Origin of the sequence: Aestuariivirga sp. (assembly GCF_041738905.1) — a bacterium.
Classification (GTDB): Bacteria; Pseudomonadota; Alphaproteobacteria; order Rhizobiales; family Aestuariivirgaceae; genus Aestuariivirga.
The window spans coordinates 41,125-55,858 of record NZ_JBGSOZ010000112.1; the positions used below are offsets into that span (position 1 = coordinate 41,125).

15 protein-coding genes and 1 pseudogene are annotated in these 14,734 nt (G+C 62.7%); 11 read left to right on the forward strand and 5 right to left on the reverse strand.

Annotation, left to right across the window (positions count from 1 at the left end):
- Nucleotides 1-54: 54 nt before the first annotated feature.
- The 3 genes from iolC to ACEW8Q_RS09695 are packed head-to-tail and all read left to right on the forward strand — an operon-like array spanning nt 55 to nt 2,733.
- Complete coding sequence (gene iolC, locus ACEW8Q_RS09685; RefSeq protein WP_373503848.1) at nt 55-1,032, forward strand: 5-dehydro-2-deoxygluconokinase; 978 nt, start codon at nt 55-57, stop codon at nt 1,030-1,032.
- A gap of 13 nt (nt 1,033-1,045) precedes the next feature.
- On the forward strand, nt 1,046-1,888 hold the full coding sequence (locus tag ACEW8Q_RS09690) for a 5-deoxy-glucuronate isomerase (protein WP_373503849.1): 843 nt from the start codon (nt 1,046-1,048) through the stop codon (nt 1,886-1,888).
- Complete coding sequence (locus ACEW8Q_RS09695) at nt 1,885-2,733, forward strand: class II fructose-bisphosphate aldolase (protein ID WP_373503850.1); 849 nt, start codon at nt 1,885-1,887, stop codon at nt 2,731-2,733. The genes ACEW8Q_RS09690 and ACEW8Q_RS09695 overlap by 4 nt, the downstream gene beginning before the upstream one ends.
- Nucleotides 2,734-2,737: 4 nt before the next feature.
- Here the strand turns inward: ACEW8Q_RS09695 and ACEW8Q_RS09700 are convergent, their stop codons facing one another.
- Nucleotides 2,738-3,601: an SDR family NAD(P)-dependent oxidoreductase gene (locus ACEW8Q_RS09700; RefSeq protein ID WP_373503851.1), complete on the reverse strand. Its 864-nt coding sequence runs from the start codon at nt 3,599-3,601 to the stop codon at nt 2,738-2,740.
- 194 nt (nt 3,602-3,795) lie between these two features.
- Between ACEW8Q_RS09700 and ACEW8Q_RS09705 the strand changes: the two genes are divergently transcribed.
- From ACEW8Q_RS09705 to ACEW8Q_RS09725, 5 genes are all read left to right on the forward strand, one after another.
- The gene (locus ACEW8Q_RS09705) at nt 3,796-4,734 is read left to right on the forward strand and encodes a lipase family protein (RefSeq protein ID WP_373503852.1); all 939 of its coding nucleotides are present in this window, start codon (nt 3,796-3,798) and stop codon (nt 4,732-4,734) included.
- A gap of 12 nt (nt 4,735-4,746) precedes the next feature.
- Nucleotides 4,747-5,577 (forward strand): LssY C-terminal domain-containing protein, encoded by an 831-nt coding sequence (locus ACEW8Q_RS09710; RefSeq protein ID WP_373503853.1) that lies wholly within the window; start codon nt 4,747-4,749, stop codon nt 5,575-5,577.
- Nucleotides 5,578-5,667: 90 nt separating this feature from the next.
- Complete coding sequence (locus ACEW8Q_RS09715; protein WP_373503854.1) at nt 5,668-6,069, forward strand: DUF2946 family protein; 402 nt, start codon at nt 5,668-5,670, stop codon at nt 6,067-6,069.
- A 117-nt stretch (nt 6,070-6,186) separates the two neighbouring features.
- Entirely contained in the window at nt 6,187-6,660 is a 474-nt protein-coding gene (locus tag ACEW8Q_RS09720; protein ID WP_373503855.1) for a copper chaperone PCu(A)C, read from the forward strand.
- 94 nt (nt 6,661-6,754) lie between these two features.
- Nucleotides 6,755-7,351: an SCO family protein gene (locus ACEW8Q_RS09725; RefSeq protein ID WP_373503856.1), complete on the forward strand. Its 597-nt coding sequence runs from the start codon at nt 6,755-6,757 to the stop codon at nt 7,349-7,351.
- Between the two features lie 126 nt (nt 7,352-7,477).
- Here the strand turns inward: ACEW8Q_RS09725 and ACEW8Q_RS09730 are convergent, their stop codons facing one another.
- Nucleotides 7,478-7,690, reverse strand: a complete 213-nt coding sequence (locus ACEW8Q_RS09730; protein ID WP_373503857.1) for a cold-shock protein — start codon at nt 7,688-7,690, stop codon at nt 7,478-7,480.
- A 285-nt stretch (nt 7,691-7,975) separates the two neighbouring features.
- On the reverse strand, nt 7,976-8,188 hold the full coding sequence (locus tag ACEW8Q_RS09735; RefSeq protein ID WP_373503858.1) for a hypothetical protein: 213 nt from the start codon (nt 8,186-8,188) through the stop codon (nt 7,976-7,978).
- Between the two features lie 417 nt (nt 8,189-8,605).
- On the opposite strand from ACEW8Q_RS09735, the gene ACEW8Q_RS09740 reads away from it, so the two are divergent.
- Nucleotides 8,606-9,013, forward strand: a complete 408-nt coding sequence (locus ACEW8Q_RS09740; RefSeq protein ID WP_373503859.1) for a hypothetical protein — start codon at nt 8,606-8,608, stop codon at nt 9,011-9,013.
- Between the two features lie 93 nt (nt 9,014-9,106).
- Entirely contained in the window at nt 9,107-9,508 is a 402-nt protein-coding gene (locus tag ACEW8Q_RS09745) for a GH36-type glycosyl hydrolase domain-containing protein (protein ID WP_373503860.1), read from the forward strand.
- Here the strand turns inward: ACEW8Q_RS09745 and ACEW8Q_RS09750 are convergent.
- Nucleotides 9,401-10,204 (reverse strand): DUF3108 domain-containing protein, encoded by an 804-nt coding sequence (locus tag ACEW8Q_RS09750; RefSeq protein ID WP_373503861.1) that lies wholly within the window; start codon nt 10,202-10,204, stop codon nt 9,401-9,403. The genes ACEW8Q_RS09745 and ACEW8Q_RS09750 overlap by 108 nt on opposite strands.
- A 661-nt stretch (nt 10,205-10,865) precedes the next feature.
- On the opposite strand from ACEW8Q_RS09750, the gene ACEW8Q_RS09755 reads away from it, so the two are divergent.
- Nucleotides 10,866-14,636, forward strand: coding sequence for a trypsin-like peptidase domain-containing protein (locus ACEW8Q_RS09755; protein ID WP_373503862.1), 3,771 nt, complete (start codon nt 10,866-10,868; stop codon nt 14,634-14,636).
- Here the strand turns inward: ACEW8Q_RS09755 and ACEW8Q_RS09760 are convergent.
- Nucleotides 14,611-14,734, reverse strand: a pseudogene (locus ACEW8Q_RS09760) (IS630 family transposase); the annotation flags it as partial. The gene ACEW8Q_RS09755 and the pseudogene ACEW8Q_RS09760 sit on opposite strands and share 26 nt — an antisense overlap.

Consider the following 14,734-nt stretch of genomic DNA (forward strand, 5'->3'; position numbering starts at 1 on the left):
AATGATCTCAAACCGCATTTAAGCTTTGCCGTCAAGCTCGCCCGGAACCCCTGCATGCCGCATTCGGAAAACACCCTGAAATACCGCTTCCTCGTGCTGGGCCGCGCGGGGATCGACCTCTATGCCGATCCGCCAGGCACCGAGACAGAACATGCCGCGCGGTTCTCGGCTGCCCTTGGCGGGTCCGCGGCCAACATCGCGGTGGCCATCGTCAAGCTCGGCGGCGCGGCCTCGCTCCTCACCCGCGTTTCGGACGATTCGGTTGGGCGCTACGTGACGAACGAGTTGCGGCGCTATGGCGTTGCCACCGATCATGTGCATGTGGCGGGCGGCGAGGCGCGCACGTCGCTGGCCGTGGTCGAGACCCGCGCCGTCAATTGCCAGTCGGTGATCTATCGCAATGGCGCGGCTGATTTCCTGCTCGCGGGCGAGGACGTGAACGCCGTCGACTTCGCGGATTTCGGAACCCTCATCGTCACGGGCACCAGCCTCGCCGTGGAGCCGTCGCGCGGGGCCACGTTCCGCGCGATGGAGCTTGCGCGCGAGGCCGGTCTCGTCATCATCCTGGATGTCGATTACCGGCCCTATTCATGGGCGGGCCCGGAAGAGGCCGCCGCCATCTCACTCCAGGCCGCGCGGGCCAGCGACATCGTCATCGGCAACGATGTGGAATTCGACGTGATGGGCAGCGCCGGCAACGGGCTTGCGCTGGCACAGGAGCTGGCTGGCGCTTCGGCGCGGACCGTCATCTACAAGAAGGGCGAGAAGGGGGCCGTCAGCTTCGGCTGTGGCCAGTCCTTCGCCACGGGCATCTATCCCGTGACGCCGCTCAAGCCCACGGGAGCGGGCGATGCATTCATGGGCGGGTTTGTCACCGGGCTTGCGGCGGGCCTCCCGCTTCAGGATTGCGTTGCGCGCGGGTCCGCCGCCGCCGCCATCACCGTCATGCGCGTGGGCTGCGCACCCGCGATCCCGACCCATACCGAACTCGATGACTTCATGCGGCGCCACACGATGGCCGCTGCCGGCTGAGGAGATTTCACCCATGCACATTCCACCCCACGACAATGCAAACCGGCCCATCATCGACACCGGCGACGCCCGCGTGCCGCTCAACTACTTCAACATCGTGAAGCTGAAGCGGGGCGATGCCTTCGAGTACCGGGTGCCGGGCTACGAGACGGCCATCGTCCCCGCCACTGGCACGGTTGACGTCGATGTGGAGGGCGAGTGTTTCGATGGCATCGGCCATCGCGGTGCCGACGTCTGGGATGGCGAGCCCGAAGGCGTCTATGTGCCGACCGCCGCGACGACGAGGCTCGTCTGCCGGTCGGAACAGGCGGAGGTGTTCATCGCGGGGGCGAAGTTCGATCAGGCCCTGACGCCCTTCGCAGTGCGCGCCGCCGACATCGACAAGGTGCAGTACGGTTCCGACGAGACCAAGACCCACCGCAAGATCAAGCACATTCTCGGCACGAAGTACCGCGACCGCGTGGGCCGCCTGCTGGTGTCGGAACTGTTCACCGTGGGTCAGGGCGGCTGGTCGGGCTTTCCGCCGCACAAGCACGATACCGACCGCCTGCCGCTGGAGACGCGCCACGACGAGACCTACAATTTCCGTTTCCGTCCCAACCATGGATTCGGTCTGCAACTCGTGCAGCGTGAGGATGGCAAGGTGGGCGATGCCTATCATCTCGTCGACGGCTCCACCGTGGTACTCGAAAAGGGCTACCATCCTTGCGTGGCAGCGCCAGGCTACGAGATGTACTACTTCACCATTCTCGGAGGGCTGAGCCAGCGCCCGCTGGTGCAGTTCTTCCAGCCGGCCCATGCCTATCAGATCGAGACCATTCCCGGCATCAAGGACATGATCGCCAAGTTCAAATGACCGCAGCACCGCTCACCGAGGTTCTCGACTGGGCCACACGGCAGCGCTGCGCGGTGGCGGGTCTTGTGGTGCTGGGCTGGGAAGATGCCCGCGCCTTCGTGGAAGCCGCGGACGTAACAGGCCTTCCCGTGATCCTCCAGGCGGGACCGGGGTGCCGCAGGTACATGCCGGTTCAGGTTCTGGGCAAGATGTTCCGCCACCTCGCGGACGAGACCCGGGTTCCTGTCGTCTGCCACATCGACCATGCCTATACGGTCGAGGAATGCGCGGCCGGGATCGAGCACGGCTTCACGTCCGTGATGATCGACGGCTCGGCACTGGAGATCGGCGCCAATATCGAGATCACCGCGCGCGTGGCCGAGATCGCGCGGCGCGCAGGCGTGTCGGTCGAAGGCGAGGTCGGTGTGGTGGGCTATGCCAACGGCAGGCCTTCGGCGGTCACGTCTCCGGCAGACGCCCATCGCTTCGCGGCCGAGAGCGGTGCTGATGCTTTGGCGATTTCAGTGGGCAATGTGCATCTCCAGACCGAGAAATCCGATGGCATCGACTTCGAGGCGCTGCGCCATGTCGAGGCGGTCACGCGGCTTCCGCTGGTCCTGCATGGCGGCAGCGGCATTCCTCCGCATGTCAGGCAGAGGCTCGCGCGCGAAACCGGTGTGAAGAAATTCAACATCGGCACCGAGCTCCGCATGGCCTTCGGTGCGGCCCTGCGAACCTCGCTCGCCACGCACCACGGGGTCTTCGACCGCAACCAGCTGCTGGCACCGACGATCCCCGTGCTGAGGGAAGCCGCCTGCGGCCTGCTCCGCGAGCTTGGGCCGGAAGCGGCTGGGACTGAGCAGTAGGGCCTCAGCCCTTCCCGCCCTTCAGGTAGGCGGCGAAGGCCTCGCCGTGGTCCTTGTGCCAGCGCGACAGCGGCGGACGGTTTTCCACGATATCGCCCGCGGCCCACATGATGCGCTTCTCGTCGAGGGCGCGGCTGACCTCGTTGTCGGGACAGAGGATGTAGAAGTCGCCCGCCGCGATGCTCTCGAACATGAAGGCGACGGTCTGTTCCGGCGTCCAAGCGCCTGCGGGCTTCTCGGTGCGGCCCTTGGCGGTGAGGCCGGTGAAGACGAAGCCGGGGATCAGCAGATGCACGCTGACCAATGCGCCTTCCACATTCCGCAGTTCATGTGCCAGCGCCTCGGTGACGACCTTCACGCCCGCCTTCGAGACATTGTAGGCGGGGTCGCCCGGCGGCGTGGTGATGCCCTGCTTCGAGCCCGTGTTGATGACAAGGCCCGGCTTTCCCCGCTTCAGCATGGCGGGAACGAATTCGTGGACGCCGTTGATCACGCCCCAGAGATTGACGGCGAGCACCTTTTCCCAGTTCTCGCGCGGGCCGAACATGCTGCTGCCCGGCTGGATGCCGGCATTGTTCATGAGAATGTCGACACCGCCGAAGCGCGTCCGCACCGTCTCGTGAAGGGCCGCCACATTCTCTGCCCGGCTCACGTCGGTCTCCACCGCCATCACATCTGAGGCACCCCCGGGGCTGGCGGCGGCCAAGGCGGAAGCTGCTGCTTCGAGGCGGTCCCGCCCGAGATCGCCGATTGCCACCTTGAGGCCAGCCCGCGCGAAATGCAGGGCGGCGGCAAGGCCGATGCCCGCCGCTCCGCCGGTGATCACGGCCACATTGCCGGTTGCGATGGCGGGATGGATCGATGTCATGGCTTAGGTCTCCTGAAAAAGAGTGGCTGGCTGATCGGGGATCAGGGTGCCGTATGGAACCTGCTTCATAAACCTTCAAGTGACGCGAACGTGCGAACCTGCAGGCGAACCGATTCGCAATATTGACTTTGCGGCCCCGGGAGCGCCAATGCTTTGGGTCACCGGAACACAAGATGTCCGCCCGGGAGGAAATCGTGATCGATCGCGTCATTCGCTTGACGGCCTTCTCTGGTGGGACCTTCCGCGCCATGGCCGCCGCCCTCCTGTGCCTCGGCCTGCTGACCGCGTGCGACAACATCTCCCGGCAGGAACTCCAGAGCCTCGGTTCGAAACTCACCCGCGAGGATGTCAATTTCGCCAGCTATGAAGTCTATGCGGGGCGGTCGAAGGTCGCCTATGGCACCGAGGCGGCCATCGGCCAGACCTATCCGAAGACGGTTCGCATCGCCTCGCCGGATGGCACCGATGTCCGCTATTTCCTCGAGCGCGACGATGCCGCGAAGACGCAATACCTGACCATTCGCGGAACCGCCAACAACAAGAACATTTCGGAAGACTTCGATATCGCTGTGCGCGACGACCGCCGGACCAAGATTCCCATTCACGCCGGATTCGATTCCGATGCCCGCGCGATCTATGGCGATGCGAAGCCCTATCTCAAGACCGGCTACCGCACCCATATCACGGGCCATTCGCTGGGCGGGGCTGTTGCCGCCATCATCGGCATCTACGCGATCGAGGATGGGTATCGGGTCGATAGGATCGTTACCTTCGGCCAGCCGCGCTTCACCACGGCATCGGGAGTCAGCAAGCTTGGGTTCCTGCCGCTCACCCGCGTGGTCGACGAAAATGACGTGATACCGATGCTGCCGCCGGCGATGGCCAGCGACAAGACCTATGGTCCCTATGAACATGTCGGCCCCGAGGTGATCCTTCTCGAAGGCCCGCGCTATGTCTACCTCACAAGCCACGATGCAAACCGCCTCGACATCGGCGAGTTCTGGCGCAGCATCGGGATCGCCGATCTCAAGGACCACAAGATCGACAAGTATGTGAAGCGGATTGCTGAAAAGACCTCGGGCGCCATACAGGTCACCTATAACCAGCGCGAAAAATACGTGGCGCGGAACTGACCGGGCCAGCTGATGGACGGCAACCAGATCAAGGCAGGGCCGCGCAGGCGTTCGGGCCTGGTGCGGACGATCAGGGCGGCGGCGCTGATCGTGGTCATCTATGTCGTGGCCGCCTACATCGTCCTTCCGCGGCTCTGGTATCATCACGAGCATCAACCGGGCCTTGCCGCGAAGCCCGCCCTGACCACCACCCCCTCGGGCATTCCCGGCGATCCGCTGAATGTGGGCCTCGTCGGCGATCAGGCCGATGTGGTGCTCGCCATGCACGAGGCAGGCTGGAATCCGGCCGACCCCATCACCCTGAAAAGCAGCATCGAGATTGCCGGGAGTGTCGTCTTCGACCGGCCCTATGCCGATGCGCCGGTCAGCACGCTTCTCTATGAGGGCCGCAAGCAGGATCTGGCCTTCGAGAAGCCGATCGGCGGGAGCGCCGACAAGCGCAACCATGTCCGCTTCTGGAAGGTGATCGACAAGGGTGTGGAAGGCCGGCCCGTGTGGCTGGGCTCCGCGACGCTCGATCACAGCGTGGGCTTCAATGACTATACGGGCCAGTTCACCCACCACATCGCGCCGGACGTCGATGGCGAGCGCGGCCGGCTGATCGCCGATCTCGTGGCGGTGAAAGTGGTGACGGCGCTCTATGACGTCTCCGGCGTCGGTCCCACGCTCAATGGCCGGAACGGGGAGGGCGACCGTTACTACACCGATGGCGAAATCCATGTTGCCGTCCTGTCGCCGGGTGCTGCACCTGTGTCCGCACCGCCGCAAGTGAAGGGCGACACGCCGGTCATCGCTCTCAAGAACGGTGTCTGGAAGACGGTTTCGGGCTGGCTTGCGAACTGACGGCCATACGCTCCACCCATCTCCGCCACTATGCGAGGTGCGACTCTTGGTGATCTCGACAGCAAAAGGCAGATTGCAGCACATGGGGCCATGAGAACGGGCTGGCTTCAGTCACTGAGAGCGCACCGCCGCGGCATTGTCCGGTGGATGGTGGCGGCTATGGTGCTGCCGCTCGTGATGGCGCTGGTGCCTGCGCCCGCCATCTCTGCGTCCGCCGCGCTCGATCGCGATCTCGGTTTGTCCGTCTGTTCGTCGTCGGGCAGCGGATACCCGGCAAACGGGAGTCTGCCCGGCGCGGATCATCAGCATTGCATCGTCTGTACGGTCGCCTGCTCCGTCCACGCGTCAGGCCTCGATGCCCAGCAGGTGAGCGTGCCAGCCCCGGCCGCCGGTCAGGTTTCTGTCATTCCCGCAGAGACCGGAACCGCCAGTCCGCATCTTCGCGCCATGCTGCGCGGAAGCCCGCCCCGCGGGCCGCCTCTATCGGCCTGATGCCGAAATCCGTCCCGGCGGATCCTCAAAACCTTGCCCATCACCAGTACCCTGAACAATCCGCTGTGCTCCCGGGAGCCGCAGGATCGCAGGCACGAATCCACAAGGACTTCAGCCATGAAACTCTTCAAGCAGATCGCTTTCGCGTCAGCCCTCACCATCGCCGCCTTCCTCGACCTTGCAACGGCTCATGCCCATGAGACGAAGATCGGCGATATCGTCATTTCTCACCCGTGGTCGCGGCAATCGCCAATGGCGGCCGACGTCGGCGCCGGCTTCATGGTGATCGAGAACACCGGACAGCAGGATGACCGGCTCGTGCGCGCCACCGCCACCATCAGCGACAACGTCCAGCTCCATGACATGAAGATGGTGGACGACGTCATGAAGATGGTCGAGCTTGCCGGGGGCATTCCGATTCCGGCCGGCGCGAAAGTCGAGCTCAAGCCCGGCTCGCTCCATGTCATGTTCCTGGAATTGAAGGCTCCGGTGAAGGAGGGAGAAACCATTGCCGGCACGCTCATCTTCGAGAAGGCGGGCACAATCGAGGTGGAGTTCGAGGTCGGCGCACCCAATGCCGGCATGAACTGAGTAGACGATCCCGGCGCATGAGGCCCTGCATGCTGCACAGCATCCGGAAACCGGCTGTGCCCCTGGCGCCGGGCAAGCCGCCAACAGGAGTAGAATGATGCTGAAACATCTTCGTGCCGCAACCCTCGTGAGCGCCGTCCTTCTGGCGGCGCTCACCGCTTATGCCTGGTTCCAGCGTGATGCCTTGCGCGACACGGTCAGGGAGGCGGTCAGCATCGGCGCGCCCTTCCGGCTGGCTTCGTCACGCGGCGGACATGTCGATTCCGGCGATCTGGCGGGGCAGCCCTACGCCATCTTCTTCGGCTTCACCAATTGCCCGGAAGTGTGCCCGACAACGCTTTACGAGATGAGCAACGTGCTGGAAAAGCTGGGCGATGCCGCCAGGGACTTCCGCGTCTTCTTTGTCACCGTGGACCCCGAGCGCGACACGGTGGAAAAGATGAAGGCGTATATCGCGAGCTTCGATCCGCGCATGGAGGCGCTGGTTCCCACGGCCGATCAGTTGCCGGGCCTCGCATCCGCTTTCCGCGTCTACTATGCGAAGGTACCGACCAGCGATGGCGGCTATACGATGGACCACACCGCAACGGTGTTTCTCATGGGCGCCGATGGCCGCTTCGCCAGCACGATCTCCTATGGCGAAGCACCCGAGATGCGCGAGGCGAAGCTGAGAAAGCTTCTTGGGCAGTGAAGTTCGGGGGCAGTGAAGTTCCGGCAAAAAAATAGCGCCGGTGAAACCACCAGCGCCACACGACGTTCCGGCCGCCCACCACCAGTACATCCGTGGCTCGTGGGCGATCGGTAAGTCTGAACCTGCTCAGTCAGCAGCCTGAAGGCTATCCGCCGACAGCTTGCCACTGCGCTTGTCCGTCACGACTTCGTAAGAGATCTTCTGGCCTTCATTGAGGCTGCCCATGCCGGCGCGTTCGACCGCGCTGATGTGCACGAAAACATCCGTGCCGCCCGAAGTCGGCTGAATGAAGCCAAAGCCCTTCTGGGCGTTGAACCACTTTACAATACCTGTTGCCATGTTCGTTCCTTTCAAGATTCAAATGCATAGCCCCACGCGCAACGTGCGCGCAGCAACCAATCGATGTTCTGGAAGCAAGGGATAGGGCTGATGCACTTGCGTGTTGAAAGCGCGGAGCCAAGCCAACCGGCCGAAACTCGATTGCCGCAATATGAGCCTGAACCGAGGCAATAACAAGGCATGTTCCGCCTCAGGAGAAAATAAACTTTACCGAAGGGCGATTGCATTGCGAAGCCATTTGAGTTCCAGTCCAAAACGGAACGGCAACGCCAGGCCGGTCCGCTCTCAGTTCTCGTCGCTGATCATCATGAGTGCGGCCTTGCGGTCGCCGGGCTTCAACTGCAGGAAGAGCAGGCGGGCCTTCTTGATGTCATGCTCATTCTGACTCACCGCAGCGAGCTGCAGCGCGAGCGTGGCCGGATGCTTCGGACCCGAGATGAAGGCAAGAGCCTTGGCAAGCCGCCCCATGGCGGCAATGTCGATCGCGGTATCGTCCATGGCGGCGTTCCTGAATGATCTGTTGGCCGATGACCGCGCCGGATTGCCCGCCAGCAGCCTGACTTGTTTCGGCGTCGATTGAAAAAACATTGTGTGATTATCTCTGTGTGGACCAAGGCCGGGACCGGGCGAAACCCGTGAACCGGCAGCCATTTGAGTGCGCCTTCCGTCTTCCTGCCCGCCACCTGAGGGAAGCCTCGCGGCAATATTGCCTGCACTCTCAAGACACTGCGTCGCGCGTGTCGACTGTGAACATGGGCCTTCAGGCACAGATCGGCAAGCATTCCTTTGCGCTGCGGGACGGTCCGCTGCGGGCAATCGATTTTGGCGTGGCGATTTTGGCGTGGCGATTTTTGTGTGGCATTGCATGCATCGCGATGACTACATGGGGACATCGAACCGCGTGTGGACACAGCAATGACCGATCACAGCAGCACAGCAATAGAAGGTGGCGCAGGTCGCCAGCCGCCGGAATCGTTTCTCGAGACCGTGGACATTCCGCTGACGGCCTCGCGCACGGCCATCGCCATCAAGAATGCCCGCATGACCGCAACCACCCTCACCTTCACGCTCCAGGAGCGAAAAGGCAACGAGGCCACCTATTCCGCCGTATGCCCGCGGTGCGGCACCGGAGAGATCGTTGCCTTCGCGCGGCTCAATCTTGATGGAAGCTTTGCGGAACATCCCGCCTGCCCCTCGCTTTGCCTGGCCTGTGAAGACCGGCTTGACGCGATCCTCGAACCAGAACCAAGCCTCAAGGACGAGCCTGCGAACCGCGACACGCTGGGCAAGTATCTCCGCGCGATGGAGAAGGGCTGGAAGTAGGAACTGGCGCTTGCCTGCTTCCCGATCGAGGATGCCGCGTCTGCCGCCGCAAATGACGAGTGCCGGATCGAACCGATTGCACGATCATGATCAATGGTTTCGGGTGCTGCAAAGCCTGAGCACGCCGAGATTGCGATGGCAGTGATGGAACGCGAGCGTGTGAGGCGCAAGGATGGACTTGCCCTGCTGTTCACGCCACCTTTCGACAAGTCCCCGCAGGACCCGGGTTGCATCGAGGGTTATCCGCCCGGCATCCGCGAGACCGGTGGGCAATATACCCAACGGCCATCTGGTCGGCGCTGGCGCTGGGCGTTCTCCCTGCCGGTCCCGCCGAAGATGGAGCCTGAAAGCCGTGGCCCGGCGTTCGCGGCATGCGCAGTACTCTGTTCAGTTCTGCGTTCCGGTATCGGCCCGTTGCCCGCCATCCACCTTGAGCTTGGTCATATGAACCTCGAAGTCCAGACCCTTGATCGTGCCGCTCAGCGCAACGGGTAACCAGAAGGTCTGGCCTGATGCGAGCGTCCCGAGAGGCGCAAACGAGATGCCATATGTTCCATCGGGTTCCCGCCTTTCCGCGGACCGCCCGGCAACCGGATGCCAGCGGACCCGGCAATTGCGGACAGGCCCCCGATAGGCTCCGTCCTTTTTCTTCACGCCCGCCCCCGCGTCGCTCAAGGTCAGATCGAACACATCGCGGCCGTCGAAGACCCTCTGCTTGGCATTGCACGGGTTCTCGGCAGTCGTGCCCACCCTGAGGATCGCCGTGATCGGATCGGATACGTCAGGCGTCAACGCGCTCTCGATCCGGGCCCGTACATCGGGCTTCTTGTGTGCCGGCGGGTCTGTCGTGATGGTTCCGCCATCACCCCATTCTATGGTGGTCTTCTTCTTGCGGTCATCACGCTCCCTGGAAAGCGTGAAGAGCGCGGGCTGGATGATTTGGCCATCGAGGCGGCCATCGCCTTCGGCGCGAGCCGTAAACTCAGAGAAGACGGCGCTGATCCCCTTGCTCTTGATCGTCGCCTGCGAGCGCACTGCGTCGCTCGAGAAACTGGATCCAAATCTCACGACCATCATGGTCATGGGCCCCACGTTCACATTGTAGGTCGCCGAAACCTCGCGGATGGCCTCCGCCGAGACAGCCGGCGCCGTTAGCGCGAGAATGCAACTCAGAATGATGGGTGTTCGCAACAGCTGTGCCTTCCGGAGTCTGGTCCTGATCGTTCTTCGTCCTAAGCCCCATCATGCGGCAGAAGTGTGTTGCAAACAGGCGGGCAGTCCGCCGCCATGGCAAAACGTGAAACCCGGTTTGTGAAAGCTTGTCTCCCAGCCAGCAGTAGTCATTGGCCTTAGCACGGCTGTCACCTGACACGGCCCGCCGCAGTTTGCGTGCCACACGGATTTTGCGCGAAGGCACTCAGAAAGATGCGGTGGAGACAAAATTGCGATGGAAACGAATGGTGCCCGGGACCGGAATCGAACCAGTGACACGCGGATTTTCAATTCTCGGGATTGGATGTCCCAATGGATCTGTTGGTCACTCAGCTCATCCTAAGTCTATGAAAACACACCTACCACGTTTCCCATATCACCCCGCGAATACCTGCTGAAGCACATGTGCGCGGTACCACGATGGTACTCCAGCATTGTTAGGTGTCCAGATTGGCTAGTGGAAGATGTTTTCCGATGCACTTGGTGCTTGTTTCAAGCGTTTCACTTTTATCCGAGTGCAGTAGCGCCACGACTACCGCAACATGAACACCAATTTTGGAAGAAGTGTTTGCTTGCTGTAGATTAATCGCAAATGTATCGTTACGACAGCCAGGAACTCAAAAGAATACGGATCTGACCGATGACGGTACATTTTACCGGTCCTGTTGCGCGGATTTTGAGGTCGGATGGTGAGGTCTGCGGGACAGGTTTTCTGGTGGGTGGCCGTCATGTGCTGACCTGCGCGCATGTGATCGACGATGCGCTGAAGCGGAGCCGGGGGACGGCGCAGTGCCCGGCGGAGGAGATCGCCCTTGACCTTCCGTTTCTTGGCAGGACGGGGCTGAAGGGCCGGGTGGTTGCCTGGTATCCGATGCGGGACCCCGCCACGCTGATTGCCGACCCGTTGGCCGACATCGCGGTCCTGGAACTGGCGGCAGAGGCAGATGTTTCGGGGGTCAGTGTTCCTGCGAAGGTGGACCGGCGGAGGCAGGCTGCCGGAGCCTCGTTCGTGAGCTACGGCTTTCCGGTGGGTTTGGACAATGGCACTGTGGCTGATGGCGAGGTCCTGATCGAGGATCCCGGCGGCTGGCTGCAGGTGCGCGGCATCGGGGACCACGGTTACTTCATCGAGCGGGGCTTCAGCGGTGCGCCGGTTTTCTCGCCGGGCGGCAATCGGCTGATCGGCATGGCCACCCAGGCCGATCGGGACGAGGCCCGCAGGCTGGCCTTTGTTCTTCCGGCGCAACTTCTGTGCAGGGCCTGGCCGGCGCTGGCCCAGCCCTATCGGGGTCTCGCCGCCTTCAAGGAAGAAGACGCCGACCTGCTGTGCGGCCGGGCAGACTTCGTCAAGGAACTGCGCGCCAAGCTCGACCGGTACCCCTTCACGGTGGTGGTCGGTCCTTCGGGGTCCGGCAAGTCTTCGGTGGTGATGGCCGGGCTTGCGCCGCAGCTCCGCCGGGAAGGCTGGCGGATCGCCACCTGCCGGCCGGGCCGCGATGCGATCTACGACCTGGCTTACGGCCTGGCACCCCTGCTTGGCGCAGGCAGCGACGACTTCGCAGCCCGCAACGCGCGGGCGGAGGAATGGGCCAAACGGCTGCGGGAAGACCCTGGCCGCATCCTCGAGCTTGCTTCAGGCATTGCCCGGTCCCACGGCGAGGACTCCGGTTACACGCTTCTGATCATCGACCAGTTCGAGCAGCTGTTCACCGATGATGTGACGGCGCCTGACGGGGCGGTGGCGAAGCCTGATGAAGTGACGCCCGACCATGGCTCGCCGCGGCAGAAGGCCTTCCTGAAGGTGCTCGAGACGATCGGCAGCCAGGACGCAAGCCGGCCTCTGGCAATCCGTGCGGTGGCGACGCTGCGGGCGGACTTCATGAGCCCGGCGCTGAAGATCGGTGCCTTGGTAAAGCTGCTGCGCGACGCGGATGTGAAGCTCGGACCGATGGGGGCCTCGGAGCTGACCGCGGCAATCCGCGAGCCGGCAAAGCTCTTCGGGGTCGGCTTCGAGGATGGTCTGGTCGAGGAGATCGTTGCCAGCATGAAGGGACGGCCCGGCGGCCTGCCGCTGCTGCAGTTTGCCCTCGACCGGTTGTGGCGGCGGCAGAAGGACCGCCTCTTGACCTGGCAGGCGTATCGCGGCCCGAATGGCCGGGGTGGCCTCGAGACGGCTCTTGATGATCATGCCGAGACGGTGCTGGAGAGCCTGCGCCGCAACCGCGACCTGGGCAGTGACATCGAGAAGCGGCTGCGCCGGGTGATGTTGCGGCTGGTGCATGTGGGGGAGAATGCGGAGGCCACTCCCGATGCGCGGGCAGTCGCGCTGCGCAACGACTTCCGGCCGGAAGACTGGACGCTGGTGCAGCGCCTTGCTGACGAGCGTCTGGTGATGATCGGGCAAAGCCCATCGCGCGGCGAGGAGACGGCGGAGGTCGTGCACGAGGCGCTGATCGGGTCCTGGCAGCGGCTGCGCGACTGGATCGCGGAAGACCGGCTGTTCAAGCTGTGGCAGCAGCGCCTGAAGGTCGATCTGGAGCGCTGGTCGGACAAACCGGAGGACGCCTTGCTGCAGGGCCGGGTGCTGGCGGAGGCGGCGGGCTGGCTTTCCAGCCATCGCGACGAACTCAATGCCCGTGAGGTGGCCTTCATCGAAGCCAGCCGCGACAATGCCACCTGCGAAGCTGAAGAAGAAGTCCGAAAGGCAAAAGAACGCGAAGAACTGGCAAACAAACTCGCAGAAGAAAGCCAAAAGCTGGCAGAGGAAAGGCAAAGGGCTTTTGATCTGTCAAGTTTAGCTCAGACTGGGTTGCGGTTGCGGAACCGTTTGCTGATGGCAGCACTTGGCGTGGTCTTTCTGGCACTAGCAGCGGCTGGTTATGGCTACTTCGAGAGCACCCGTCAGGCTCGTGTGGCAACGATCAACGAGTCACATGCGTTGGCTGCCGCAGCGGATGCGATGCTTCTGAACCACAGGCCCGTTCAGGCACTGAAGCTGGCGTTGGCGTCATGGCCGAGGAACGAGGCGGATTCGCGTCCAAGGCTCCCCGGCGCTCTCACCACCATCTCCAGGACGATCTCATCCGAGCGACTGCCTGCACGATTGCTGCGCTATGACAATTGGGTCAACGGTGCCCTCGCGATGCCGGATGGCCGCATCCTGTCATGGACGGAAGATCAGACTCTGCGGCTGTGGGATGTGAACACCGGGCTGCAGAGCGGTCCCGCCATGGAACATGACGACGTGGTCACTGGTGCACTTGTGACACCTGACGACCGCATCTTATCGTGGTCGGACGACCAGACCCTGCGGCTGTGGGATGCAAGTACCGGTCTGCAGATCGGCACGGGCATGAAACATGAAGGCCCAGTCAGTGGTGCGCTCTTGATGCCTGACGGCCGCATCCTGTCAAGGTCAGGCGACCAGACCTTGCGGCTGTGGGATGCAGAGACCGGTCTTCAGAGCGGTCCCGCTATGGAACATGACGACGTGGTCACTGGTGCATTGGTGCTGCCTGACGGCCGCATCCTGTCATGGTCAATGGACGACACCCTGCGGCTTTGGGACTCTGGGAACGGTCTGCAGAGCGTCCCCACCATGAAACATGCCAGTTCTGTTCACGGTGCCCTCGTGATGCCTGACGGTCGCATCCTGTCATGGTCGGACGACCAGACCCTGCGGCTGTGGGATGCAAGTACCGGACTACAGATCGGTACGGCCATGAAACATGAAGGCCCCGTCAGTGGTGTGCTCTTGATGCCTGACAGCCGCATCCTGTCATGGTCGGAAGACCAGACTCTGCGGCTGTGGGATTCTACGACCGGGCTGGAGAGCCGCCCCGCTATGAAACATGACGACGTAGTCACTGGTGCATTGGTGACGCCTGATGGCCGCATCTTGTCATGGTCAGATGACCAGACGTTACGATTGTGGGATCCGACGACCAGTCTTCAGAGCGGCGCCCCCATGAAACATGACGGTCCGGTCTATGATGCGCTGGTGATGCCTGACGGCCGCATCCTGTCATCGTCGCACGATCAGACCTTGCGGCTGTGGGACGCAACAACCGGGCTGCAGAGTGGCCCCACCATGAAACATGACAGCTTGGTTCAGGGCGCTCTAGAAATGCCGGACAGCCGTATCCTGTTCACGTTGGCTGACGCTACCATGCGATTGTGGGATGCAACGACCGGGCTGCAGAGTGGCCCCGCGATGAAACATGACAGCTCTATTCAGGGCGCTCTAAAAATGCCTGACGGCCGCATCCTGTCGTGGTCGGATGACCAAACCTTGCGATTGTGGGATGCGGAGACCGGGCTCCAGAGCGTCAATGCCATGAGACATGACAGCTTTGTTCGTGGCGCTTTATACCAATCCGCATTGATCAGTACGCGTGAGCCCAGTCCCTGAGGCCGATGGACATGATGCGCCATGGTTGGGCGATGAGCTTGTTCCAAGCGAAACAGCAATGGTCGAGAATGTCTTCGTAGGACTTGAAGATCCTGTTG

What these genes read in the sequence shown, in the direction of transcription:
- iolC (WP_373503848.1), top strand. Translation starts at nt 55, where the DNA reads ATGCCGCATTCGGAAAACACCCTGAAATACCGCTTCCTCGTGCTGGGC.
- ACEW8Q_RS09690 (WP_373503849.1), top strand. Translation starts at nt 1,046, where the DNA reads ATGCACATTCCACCCCACGACAATGCAAACCGGCCCATCATCGACACC.
- ACEW8Q_RS09695 (WP_373503850.1), top strand. Translation starts at nt 1,885, where the DNA reads ATGACCGCAGCACCGCTCACCGAGGTTCTCGACTGGGCCACACGGCAG.
- ACEW8Q_RS09700 (WP_373503851.1), bottom strand. Translation starts at nt 3,601, where the DNA reads ATGACATCGATCCATCCCGCCATCGCAACCGGCAATGTGGCCGTGATC.
- ACEW8Q_RS09710 (WP_373503853.1), top strand. Translation starts at nt 4,747, where the DNA reads ATGGACGGCAACCAGATCAAGGCAGGGCCGCGCAGGCGTTCGGGCCTG.
- ACEW8Q_RS09715 (WP_373503854.1), top strand. Translation starts at nt 5,668, where the DNA reads ATGAGAACGGGCTGGCTTCAGTCACTGAGAGCGCACCGCCGCGGCATT.
- ACEW8Q_RS09720 (WP_373503855.1), top strand. Translation starts at nt 6,187, where the DNA reads ATGAAACTCTTCAAGCAGATCGCTTTCGCGTCAGCCCTCACCATCGCC.
- ACEW8Q_RS09725 (WP_373503856.1), top strand. Translation starts at nt 6,755, where the DNA reads ATGATGCTGAAACATCTTCGTGCCGCAACCCTCGTGAGCGCCGTCCTT.
- ACEW8Q_RS09730 (WP_373503857.1), bottom strand. Translation starts at nt 7,690, where the DNA reads ATGGCAACAGGTATTGTAAAGTGGTTCAACGCCCAGAAGGGCTTTGGC.
- ACEW8Q_RS09735 (WP_373503858.1), bottom strand. Translation starts at nt 8,188, where the DNA reads ATGGACGATACCGCGATCGACATTGCCGCCATGGGGCGGCTTGCCAAG.
- ACEW8Q_RS09740 (WP_373503859.1), top strand. Translation starts at nt 8,606, where the DNA reads ATGACCGATCACAGCAGCACAGCAATAGAAGGTGGCGCAGGTCGCCAG.
- ACEW8Q_RS09745 (WP_373503860.1), top strand. Translation starts at nt 9,107, where the DNA reads ATGGTTTCGGGTGCTGCAAAGCCTGAGCACGCCGAGATTGCGATGGCA.
- ACEW8Q_RS09755 (WP_373503862.1), top strand. Translation starts at nt 10,866, where the DNA reads ATGACGGTACATTTTACCGGTCCTGTTGCGCGGATTTTGAGGTCGGAT.